Here is an 8,222-nt window from a genome sequence, read left to right on the forward strand (position 1 = left end):
GGCGGAGTCGGCGCGGTGAGCACCCCCGGCCAGACGATCGGGCCGTTCTTCGCCCACGCGCTGCCCTACCCCGGTGGCCCGGACCTCGTGCCGCCGGGGAGCCCCGGCGCGATCCGGCTGCACGGGCGCGTGCTCGACGGGCACGGCGCTCCCGTCCCGGACGCGCTGCTGGAGATCCGCCAGGCCGGCCCCGACGGGCGCGTACCGCAGGAGGCGGGGTCGCTGCACCGCGACGGCTGGACGTTCACCGGCTGGGGCCGCGCCGCCACCGACGGCGAGGGGCGTTACGCGTTCACGACCCTCGAGCCCCGCGGGTTCGTCGCGATGACGGTGTTCGCGCGCGGCCTGCTGGATGCGCTGTTCACCCGCGTCTACCCGCCGGGTGCCACGGACCCGTTCCTCGACACGCTGCCCCCGCAGCGCCGCGCCACCCTCCTCGCGAGGATGGACGCGCACGGCCTGCGCTTCGACGTCGTGCTGCAGGGCGCGGCCGAGACCGTGTTCCTCGCCCACCGGTGACCGAGCTGTTCCTCCCGGGCGACCACCGCGCCGGGGACCTCCTGACGCCCGCGGCGCTGCTGCGGGCGATGGCCGCGGTCGAGGCGGCGTGGCTCGCCGCCCTCGGCGCGTCGGGCCTCGGCCCGGGTGGTCCCGTGCCGGAGATCACCGGCGAGGACCTCCCGCGCGTCGCCGGAGGCAGCGAGGCGGGGGGCAACCCGGTGATCCCGCTGGTCGTGCTGCTGCGCGAGCGCGCGGAGCCGTCCGTCGCTCGCTGGGTGCACCGGGGCCTGACCAGCCAGGACGTCCTCGACACCGCGCTGATGCTGTGCGTGCGCGACGCCGCGGCCCGGGTACGCGCCGAGCTGGTCGCGCAGGCCGGGACGCTCTCCGCCCTCGCGCAACGCCACCGCCACACGCCGATGGCCGGGCGCACCCTCACCCAGCACGCCGTGCCCGTCACGTTCGGGCTGAAGGCCGCGACGTGGCTGGCCGGGGTGCTCGACGCCCACACCGACGTCGCCGCGCTGCGGTTCCCGGCGCAGTTCGGCGGGGCGGCGGGGACGCTCGCGGCGACCGCGGAGCTGGCCCGCGTCGCGGGCTCGCCCGAGCCGCCCGCGACGGCCGTGCGCATCGCCGTCGACGCGGCCGCGGGCCTCGGGCTGGACGCGGCGCCGCCCTGGCACACGGCCCGCGCCCCGGTGACCCGCGTCGGCGACGCGCTGGTCCGCGCCACGGACGCGTGGGGCCGGATCGCCGCGGACGTGCTCACGGCGTCCCGCCCCGAGATCGGCGAGCTCGCCGAGGGCACGGCTGGCGGGTCGTCGACGATGCCGCACAAGGCCAATCCCGTGCTGTCGGTGCTGATCCGGCGCGCGGCGCTCACCGCGCCGGATCTCGCCGCGCGGCTGCACCTCGCCGCGGCCGACGCCCGCGACGAGCGCCCCGACGGTGCCTGGCACCTGGAGTGGGACGCGCTGCGCGAGCTGGGCCGAGGTGCCGTCAGCGCTGGGTCGCAGGCCTCGGAGCTGCTGGCGGGCCTGCGCGTGCACCCGGAGCGGATGCGCGCGACCCTCGACGCCGCGGCGGCGGACCTGCTCGCCGAGCGCCGCGGCCTGCACGAGGATGGAGACCCCGATCCCGCGTCCTACACGGGCGCGGCCGACCTGCTCGTCGACGCGGCCCTGCAGCGGGCCCGCGCGATCCTCCCGGAGGAGCAACGGTGACCGTCCCGGCCGTCTCGACCGTCCCGCTCGGCCCCGCCCGGCCGGACCGGCCCCTGCTCGTGCTCGGCCCGTCGCTGGGCACGTCGGCCGAGGGCCTGTGGGGAACCGCTGCGGCGTCGCTCGCCGAGGAGTTCGACGTCCTGGGCTGGGACCTGCCCGGCCACGGCACCGGGCCGCCGCCGGACGGCCCGTTCACGATGGCCGAGCTGGCCGCGGGGGTGCTCGCCGCCGTGGAGGAGCACCTGGCGGCACGCGCGACGTTCCGGTACGCGGGCGACTCGGTGGGCGGCGCCGTGGGCCTGCAGCTGCTGCTGGACGCTCCCGACCGGATCGCGGCGGCCACCCTGCTGTGCACGGGGGCGCGGATCGGCACCGCCGAGTCCTGGACCGAGCGGATCGCGGCGGTGCGGGCGGGCGGCACGAAGGCGATGGTGGAGGGATCGGCGGCGCGGTGGTTCGCGCCCGGCTTCGCCGACCGGGAGCCCGCGCGGGCCGCCCGGCTGCTCGACGAGCTCCCGTCGATCGACGACGACGGTTACGTCGCGGTCTGCGGGGCACTCGCCACGTTCGACGTCCGTGAGCGGCTCGCCGGGATCACCGCGCCGGTGCTCGCCGTCGCCGGGGCCGTCGACGTCTCGACGCCCCCGGACGCGCTGCGCGCGATCGCCGAGGCGGTGCCCGGGGCCCGGCTGGTGGTGCTCGACGGCGTCGCCCATCTCGCGCCCGCCGAGGTGCCCGGCACCGTGGCACGCCTGGTGGCGACCCATCCCGTCCCGGATCCGCACGCCGACGGCATGGCCGTGCGCCGGGCCGTCCTCGGGGACGCGCACGTGGACCGGGCCGTCGCCGCGACCACCGATCTCACCCGCGACTTCCAGGATTTCCTCACCCGCTACGCCTGGGGCGAGATCTGGACCCGGCCCGGCCTGGACCGCCGCAGCCGCTCCATGATCACCCTGGCGGCGCTGGTCGCCCTCGGCCATGACGACGAGCTCGCCATGCACCTGCGGGCGGCGCGGCGCAACGGGCTCACGGACGCCGAGATCGGCGAGGTGCTGCTGCACGCGGCGATCTACTGCGGGCTGCCCGCGGCGAACGGTGCCTTCCGGATCGCGCAGGAGGTCCTCGCCGAGGAACGCTGAGCCTGGGACGCTGAGCGCATGCCGGTCTGGGACATCGCGCGGCGCCCACCGGGCGAGCAGTTCGGCTACTGGCGCGAGGTGATCTGCCAGGCCTTCGTCCCGCTCGACCCGGCACCGAACGCCGAGACACCGGACTTCGCGAGCCGCGTGGAGACCCGCCCGCTCGGCGCGCTGAACCGGGCGGAGATCCGGTCGCGGCGCCAGCGGACCGCGCACGGACCGCGGGAGGTCCGCCGCGGCGAGGCCGCCTACTACTTCGTGAACCTGCAGCTCGCGGGCCGCTGCCGGGTGCGCCAGGGGCGCGCGGAGTCGGTCGTGGAACCCGGCGGGTTCACCGTCGTCGACACCACCGAGCCGTACTGGTTCGACTTCCCGCAGGACTGGCGGATGCTGTCGTTCCGGGTGCCGCACGCGACGCTGGCCGCCCGCCTGCCGGACCCGTTGCACGGCACGGGCCGCGCGATCGGTGGTGCCGGGGGCCTCGGCGGGGTCGTCACCTCGCTCATGCGCGCACTCTGGGAGCTGGACGAGCCGGCCGGGGCGGTCGAGCTGGAGGAGTCGCTCGCGTCGGTCGTCGCGCTCGCGCTGGGCGGGGTCGCGGACGCCGCCCCGGCCCCGCGGGCCGCCACCCGCGCGGCGGTCCTGCGCCACGTCGCGGCCCACCTGGGCGACCCCCGGCTGTCGGTGGGCTCGGTGTGCCGGCGCTTCGCGATCTCGTCGCGGCAGCTGCACCGCCTGTTCGCCGACCAGGAGCGATCCTTCGCGGCGACGGTGCGGGCGATGCGGCTGGAGCGCTGCGCCCGGCTGATCGCGGACCCGGCCACGACGGCGTCGATCACCGAGATCGGCGCGCGGCACGGGTTCGCCGATCCGGCATCGTTCAGCCGGGCGTTCCGGCGCCACTTCGGCACGCCACCACGCGAGGTGCGTCAGGCGAGGAAGGTCGCCGACGGGTCGTAGCCGGGGTCGGCGAGCAGCGCGTGCAGCTGGCGGCGCCGCACCCCCATGTTGCCGCCGTCGAACAGCGGGTAGACCAGCGCATCCTGCAGGATCTCCGCCAGCGGGGCCTCGTGGCTGTAGGACTCGATGCCCACCACGCGCATCAGGTCGGTGATCACCCGCACCGCGGTCTCCGATCCGACGATCTTGGCGTGCAGGGCCAGCTCCGCAGCGCCCGGCGACCCGGCGTCGAGGGCGTGGCAGGCCCGCCACGACAGGGAGCGGACCGCCTCCATGGCGCCCTTCGCGTCGGCGAGGGCGTAGCCGACAGCCTGGTGGTCGAGGATCGGGCCGGTCCCACCACGGGCCTGTGTGCGGGCGAACTCCAGCGCGAACTCGAACGCGGCCCGCATCTTCGCCAGCCCGAACACCCCGACCAGCGCCGCCGTCGGGGTGAAGCTCATGGCGACGACCTCGCGACCGGCGCCCTCGCCGCCCAGGACGTTCTCCCGCGGCACACGCACGTCGCGGAAGGTCACGACCGGGATCTGGTGGGCGCGGTGGCCGAGCAGGTCGAGGTTCGCCTCAACCGTGAGGCCGTCGACCGGGCCCGGGACGGCGATCACCGAGAGCTCGTCGGCGCCGGTGCGGCAGACGACCGTGAGCAGGTCGGGGCCGCGCCCGTCCCAGCCACCCGCGCTGGACACCCACCGCTTCGCGCCGTTGATCACCCACTCGTCGCCGTCCAGGACCGCGGTGGTGCGCACGCCCTCGGCCGGGGCGGGCGCGTCGAAGTTGGCGCTGCCGCCGGGCTCGGAGAACGCGAACGCCGCGAGCGGAGCGCCCGCCGGTTCGAGGAACCGGGGCAGATGTGCGCCCACCTGCTCGGGCGTGCCCGCGACGAGCAACGGCGTCAGCCCCAGCGTGACGGCGAAGAGCGTCAGCGACACGTTCGAGTCGACGGCGACGAGCTCCTCCGCGACCAGCGCGAGATCGACCATGCCCCGGCCCTCGCCGCCCGCGGGCTCGGGCAGGATCCGGCGCAGCCAGCCCTCGGTGACGACCTTCTCGTAGATCGGGCGGGTGGCGCGCCACCGCTCCTCGGGGGTGGCGAGGTGGCGGGTCGCGGGCCCGACCTCGGCGAGGACGGTGCGAGCGAGCTCGCGGGCGGCCAGGCGCAGCTCGTGCTGCGCGGGTGTCAGGGTGAAGTCGACGGGCATGGCGGCGGCTCCTCGGGACGGCGGTGGTCACCGGCGAGCCTGGTCCGTGCGCGGCTGCGGGTCTTGGCCCCGCGTGCCCGACGGGTTGGCCGGGAGCGCCCGGTGTGCGGGCTCGCGTGTGGGCGATGGAGCGTGGTGCGACCGGCCGAACAAGGCGGAACACCTGTTCGAGTGCGGAGCACGTGTCTTGGGCGCCGCAGCACAGTGTTCGAGCAGACCGCGGCGGGCCGCGACCCGGGCGGCGTCAACGCAGCGAGCAGGCGATGCGCGTGCCGCGCATGGGCTCGCACATGTGTTGCGGTGGTCGCACACAGCCGACGGTGCTGGCACATACGTCCGGCGGTGTGTGTCGGCACCCTCGGGTGTGTGCCGAGGTTCCCACATGTGTGCGGCCGAGGGCCGCGGGTGGGATCGTCCTACGACTCGGTCAGGTCCGTCGCCGCCAGCGGGCCCAGCGAGGTGAACGCCTGCAGGTACGGCCCGATGTCGCCGCGCGTCGTCCAGCGGCGCAGCTGGGCCTCGGAGCGGCGGGCGAGGAGTGCGCGGGTCAGCTCGAAGTCCGTCCCCTCCACGACCACCTCCGGCTCGGCACCGTCCGGTGGGCCCCACCGCCACGTCCCGCCGACCAGCGCGATCGGCGGCAGGCCCGCCACCTTCGCGGCGAAGCGACCGGCGAACCGCTCCCGCACGGCGGCAGTCGCGGCGGTGTCCTGCGCGCCGGGTTCGCGCAGCGCGCCGCGCAGGTCCTGCTCATGGATGATCACGTCGAACAACGGCCGGATGCCGTGGGCGCGCATCCACGCCCGCAGCGGATCGGCGACCTCCTCCCACTCCGCGACCAGCGCGGCGACGTCCCGGTCGCGGCGCGCGGCGACCTGCTTCGCCGTCCACGCCTCGTTGTGGTCGTCGGGCTCGTCGCCCGCGACCACGTCCACGCCAAGGCCGACCATGTGCGAGAACAGGTCCCGCACCGTCCAGTCCGGGCACGCCGGGACCCTCGTCTCCGCCTCCCGCGCCGACAGCCCCCGCACCAGCCCGATGACGCGCCGCTGCGCCTCGGTCCATTCCGCCACGCCGTCCACGGGCGGAGCCAACCACGCCCGGGGCCGGGCGGGCCACGCCCCTGGCACCCGGCGCGACCGACGGTGACGTTCGGGGGCCGAAAAGGTTGCTCTGTGTCACCCGACTAGCGTCATGGACGCCGCCGTGCCCCCGGGTGGCGACGAGAGGTGAACCCCGTGACCCGAGCTTCCCGATTCTGGCTCCCCGCCGCGCTCGTCCTCGCGACCGCGTGCAGTGCCCCCACGGCACCCACGGCCCCCGAGCAGGCCGCCCCCGCTCCGCAGGCGGAGAACCCGCACGCGCACCACGGGCCGGTCAACGACCCGACCGCGCCCGTCAGCCTGTGGGCGGTGCAGACCGGCCCGCTCGGCATCGTCGCGACGGACGGTGGCGGCCGGCTGCTCTACCGCTCCGACGCGGACAGCGCCACCCCGCCGACCTCGACGTGCACCGGCGCCTGCACCGACACCTGGGCGCCGCTGCTGGTCGGCGCGGGCCAGCAGCTGGACCTGGAGGGCGTGAGCCGCGACACGATCGGCCGGCTCGCCCGCCCGGACGGGACCACCCAGGTCACCCTCGCCGGGTGGCCGGTCTACGTCCGCCCGGACGACGACGGCAACCTCGCCACGACCGGCGCGCACGGCACCGGCGGCTGGTGGGCCGTGACCCCGACCGGGGACAAGGCCACCCCGGCCTGACGCGCGCCGGCAGCCGGCCGTGAGCGGGCGCGAGCCCGTCGAGTGTGCGGTGGGTCCGCCGACGACCTGAGCGGGTGCGCAGCCGACCCGACCCGACCCGCGAGGTTGCTCAGTCCTCTTCCGCGGGTGGATCGGCCGCCTTGCTCGACGTCCGGACGGTGCGCGCGAGATCGCGCCCGAACGTGACGTCCAGCCGCTCGGACACCGCCATCTCCAGCACGGCGGCCACGGCCTCGCCGGCGTTGCGGCGCAGCCGCTCGATCGTCTCGTAGAGCCGTGGCCAGCCCTCCTCGGGACGGCCGGAGGAGTCGAACGGCTGCCAGATCTCGCCGAGAAAGAGCTCCACGTAGATCTTGGCGATCGCGTCGGCGTGCTTGCGGAGCTGCTCGACCACCTCGAGGGAACGGGTGGGCGGGATGCCGAGCCCGTGGAGGTCGGCGGCCGCGCGAACGAGGCGCGGGCTGACCTCCTCGTACTGTTCCTCGCTGATCTCGCGCAGCAGCCCGGTCTTCTGGGCGCGCTTGAGCAGGGAGGCGTCGGTGTCGAGGTCGGCGAACCGTTCGGCCAGCTCGGCGACGGTGACGATCTGGCGCTCCTCGCCCGCGAAGAGGGCGCGGACCGTGCGGATGAAGCGGACGATCTGCTCGGTGGAGCCGCCGGTGGTGTCGAGCAGCTTCTTGATGGTGTCGAGCTTGACGCCCTCGTCCTGGAGGTCGCGGATCAGTTCGAGGCGGGCCTCGTGGTCCGGTCCGTAGTAGCCGGTACGGGCCTTGACCTCGGGCGGGGGGAGCAGGCCGCGCGACTGGTAGGCGCGGATGTTGCGCACGGTGACCCCGCTGGCACGTGCCAGCTCATCGATCGTCCGCCATGACTCATCGTCGACCACGTCAGTCATGTGACATAGATTATCAAACATCCCGGGTTGCTATGTGACATGAGTTCGTGCAATCTCGATGTCATGTTCCGAGCGCTCGCGGCTCCGTTGATGGCACTGACGACGCCGCTCCTCCCCGAGGACTACCTGACACTGGCCAACCCGCTCTGGTCGAGGGAGCTGCGCGGCCGCGTCGTCGCGGTCCGGCGGGAGACCGCCCGGGCGACCACGCTGCGGATCCGACCCGGGCGCGGCTGGACCGGCCACCGGCCCGGCCAGTACGTCCGCATCGGGGTCGACGTGGACGGCGTGCGCCACTGGCGCAGCTACTCCCTCACCGGCCTGCCCGACGACCGCGACCTGCGGATCACCGTGCAGGCCGTCGACGGCGGCACCGTCTCCGGCCGGCTCGCGCACCGCACCCGGCCGGGCACGATCGTGGCGCTCGAACCGGCGACGGGCGACTTCGTCCTGCCCGCGACGCCGGGGAAGCTCCTGCTCGTCACCGCCGGTAGCGGCATCACCCCGATCATGTCGATGCTGCGCACGCTCGCCGCCCGCGG

At 75.5% G+C, this 8,222-nt stretch carries 9 protein-coding genes; 6 read left to right on the forward strand and 3 right to left on the reverse strand.

All coding sequences use genetic code 11. The features are described from left to right. The first annotated feature begins 15 nt into the window (after window positions 1-15). Genes pcaG through AB7J25_RS13370 form a run of 4 tightly spaced genes read left to right on the forward strand, consistent with a single transcriptional unit; the run spans window position 16 to window position 3,826 of the window. Window positions 16-519, forward strand: a complete 504-nt coding sequence (gene pcaG / locus AB7J25_RS13355; RefSeq protein ID WP_428508707.1) for a protocatechuate 3,4-dioxygenase subunit alpha — start codon at window positions 16-18, stop codon at window positions 517-519. Further along, window positions 516-1,724 carry a lyase family protein gene (locus AB7J25_RS13360; protein ID WP_428508709.1) on the forward strand — a complete coding sequence of 403 codons (1,209 nt, stop codon included), beginning with the start codon at window positions 516-518 and terminating at the stop codon, window positions 1,722-1,724. The genes pcaG and AB7J25_RS13360 overlap by 4 nt, the downstream gene beginning before the upstream one ends. After that, window positions 1,721-2,866 carry a 4-carboxymuconolactone decarboxylase gene (gene pcaC / locus AB7J25_RS13365; RefSeq protein ID WP_428508711.1) on the forward strand — a complete coding sequence of 382 codons (1,146 nt, stop codon included), beginning with the start codon at window positions 1,721-1,723 and terminating at the stop codon, window positions 2,864-2,866. Before AB7J25_RS13360 ends, pcaC begins: the two co-directional genes overlap by 4 nt. A gap of 18 nt (window positions 2,867-2,884) precedes the next feature. After that, on the forward strand, window positions 2,885-3,826 hold the full coding sequence (locus tag AB7J25_RS13370) for a helix-turn-helix domain-containing protein (RefSeq protein ID WP_428508713.1): 942 nt from the start codon (window positions 2,885-2,887) through the stop codon (window positions 3,824-3,826). Here AB7J25_RS13370 and AB7J25_RS13375 read toward each other — a convergent pair. Next, window positions 3,796-5,025, reverse strand: a complete 1,230-nt coding sequence (locus AB7J25_RS13375) for an acyl-CoA dehydrogenase family protein (protein WP_428508715.1) — start codon at window positions 5,023-5,025, stop codon at window positions 3,796-3,798. The genes AB7J25_RS13370 and AB7J25_RS13375 overlap by 31 nt on opposite strands. A 416-nt stretch (window positions 5,026-5,441) precedes the next feature. Further along, window positions 5,442-6,107: a maleylpyruvate isomerase family mycothiol-dependent enzyme gene (locus AB7J25_RS13380; protein WP_428508717.1), complete on the reverse strand. Its 666-nt coding sequence runs from the start codon at window positions 6,105-6,107 to the stop codon at window positions 5,442-5,444. A gap of 156 nt (window positions 6,108-6,263) precedes the next feature. Between AB7J25_RS13380 and AB7J25_RS13385 the strand changes: the two genes are divergently transcribed. Beyond that, the gene (locus tag AB7J25_RS13385) at window positions 6,264-6,785 is read left to right on the forward strand and encodes a hypothetical protein (RefSeq protein ID WP_428508719.1); all 522 of its coding nucleotides are present in this window, start codon (window positions 6,264-6,266) and stop codon (window positions 6,783-6,785) included. 109 nt (window positions 6,786-6,894) lie between these two features. Here the strand turns inward: AB7J25_RS13385 and AB7J25_RS13390 are convergent, their stop codons facing one another. After that, entirely contained in the window at window positions 6,895-7,680 is a 786-nt protein-coding gene (locus tag AB7J25_RS13390) for a MerR family transcriptional regulator (protein WP_428508721.1), read from the reverse strand. A gap of 90 nt (window positions 7,681-7,770) precedes the next feature. Between AB7J25_RS13390 and AB7J25_RS13395 the strand changes: the two genes are divergently transcribed. Beyond that, the coding region (locus AB7J25_RS13395) for an FAD-binding oxidoreductase (RefSeq protein WP_428508723.1) at window positions 7,771-8,222 on the forward strand (452 nt) is incomplete at its 3' end.

This window comes from Pseudonocardia sp., assembly GCF_050246655.1.
Lineage (GTDB): Bacteria > Actinomycetota > Actinomycetes > Mycobacteriales > Pseudonocardiaceae > Pseudonocardia.